2 protein-coding genes and 1 pseudogene are annotated in these 1,755 nt (G+C 62.1%); 2 read left to right on the top strand and 1 reads right to left on the bottom strand.

Translation table 11 applies throughout. From position 1 onward, the window contains the following. Positions 1-500 (bottom strand): FAD-dependent oxidoreductase (locus AC1DT2_RS22460; RefSeq protein WP_477298843.1); only part of this gene is annotated, 500 nt, incomplete at its 3' end. 79 nt (positions 501-579) lie between these two features. On the opposite strand from AC1DT2_RS22460, the gene AC1DT2_RS22455 reads away from it, so the two are divergent. Together AC1DT2_RS22455 and AC1DT2_RS22450 are read left to right on the top strand one after the other, a co-directional pair. After that, positions 580-1,251: a TetR/AcrR family transcriptional regulator gene (locus tag AC1DT2_RS22455; protein ID WP_477298842.1), complete on the top strand. Its 672-nt coding sequence runs from the start codon at positions 580-582 to the stop codon at positions 1,249-1,251. Positions 1,252-1,338: 87 nt separating this feature from the next. Further along, positions 1,339-1,755, top strand: a pseudogene (locus AC1DT2_RS22450) (chloride channel protein); the annotation flags it as partial.

Here is a 1,755-nt window from a genome sequence, read left to right as displayed (position 1 = left end):
TCAGAGAGCAGAGGGCGCACCTTCGACCATGCGCCGTCCGCACCGATCAGAAGGCTTGTCGTCGCCATCGAGCCATCGGTAAACGTCAGCGCATGACAGCCTCCACCGAGCGAACGGACGGCTGCAAGTTTGTGCCCCCAGCGTATGGTCTCAGCAGGAAGGGATTCGATGAGTATCCGCCGCAGCCCGCCCCTGGGCACCTCGGGTCGTCCACCCGTCCCGTCGTCCGGCTGGTCGAACAGGACCTTGCCATCCTTGTCCACGACACGGGTGGCCTGCCCTCCCTCATGAACGAGCGCAATGAACTCGTCGAAGAGTCCCGCTGCCTTGAGCGCAACCTGTCCATTCTCCTCATGAATATCGAGCATCCCGCCTTGCGCCCGTGCGTCTGGCGAGGCTTCCGCTTCGAAGACGGTCGCCTCAATGCCGTGCACGTGGAGTACCCGGGCCAGTGTCAGGCCGCCCAGGCCGGCACCCACGATCGCAATGGGGATATGCATGCTGTTTCCTGGCTTGCCTATTAACTGGAACGTCGTTCCACAATATTGGAACGGCGTTCCAATCATGTCAATATGAGGAATGGCCAAAAAATCACCGGGCAGCCAAAGGCGGGAAGATTCACTCTCACGAGAGCGGATCATCGAAGCATCGATCGCCCTCCTGGACGAAGCCGGAGAAAGCGGCCTCACCTTCCGCGCCCTCTGCCTCAAGCTGGCCACCGGCCCCGGTGCGATCTACTGGCACGTCGCCACCAAAACCGAACTGCTTACCGCGGCATGCGACGCGATCGTCGCCCGCGCGATGAACGCACCACTTGCCGACGCGACGCCGGAGGCAACCCTCCGCGCCATTGCGCTGGGCATGTTCGACGCGATCGACGCCCATCCATGGGTTGGCTCGGCACTCGCTCATGCGCCAGGACAGTTACCGGCGGTACGTATCCTTGAACGCATCGGCCAGCAGCTTCGTCATCTGGGTGTTCCGCGCGAACTCGAGTGGACAACCGTATCGGCGTTGTTGAGCTACATCCTCGGCGTGGGTGGCCAGAACGCGGCCAACGCGCAATTTGCCAAGGTAGAAGGCCTCAATCGAGCCGATTTTCTCGCGTCCGTGGCGAATACATGGTCCGAACTCGATCCGGCGGAGTATCCCTTCGCTTGCAGCATCGCGAACCAGTTGCCCGATCACGACGACCGGGCAGATTTTCTTACCGGGATCGATCTGATCCTCAAAGGCATTGGCTCGCGGTAACCTCGCGACAGTCATTCATCTGCCAGCCAGCTACTGAGCTCCATTCCGCGTAGCCTTTCGCCGAACCCGCTGTCTGGCATTGCCCTCATGACTGATCCGCTGCATCCGCCCCATGATCGGGCGGCGCTTCCGCTCGCCCCGGCTTTGGACCCTGCCCTCGCGCAAGCCCACATGCCAAGCCGCTTGCCGCGCATTCGACGGCGGATAGTCGCGTCGACATTGCTAGCCATGTCGCTTGCCACTGTCGTCGCGTTCATCRCGTTCGGCTTGACCCGGCTGATCGCGTTGGTCACGCAACTCGCGTTCTTCGGACACTGGAGCACGATGTGGATCAGCCCGGCGACCCACCAGCGCGGCGCATGGGTGATTGTCATTCCCGTGATCGGCGGCCTCATCGTGGGGCTGATGGCGCGTTGGGGTTCACGAGCCATCCGTGGGCACGGTATTCCGGAGGCGATGGAGCAAGTGCTCACGAATGAAAGCCGCATTGCCGCGCGGATGATC

It is taken from the genome of Luteibacter sp. P4_E6 (assembly GCF_056401535.1).
This window is presented reverse-complemented; position numbering and strand designations above follow the sequence as displayed.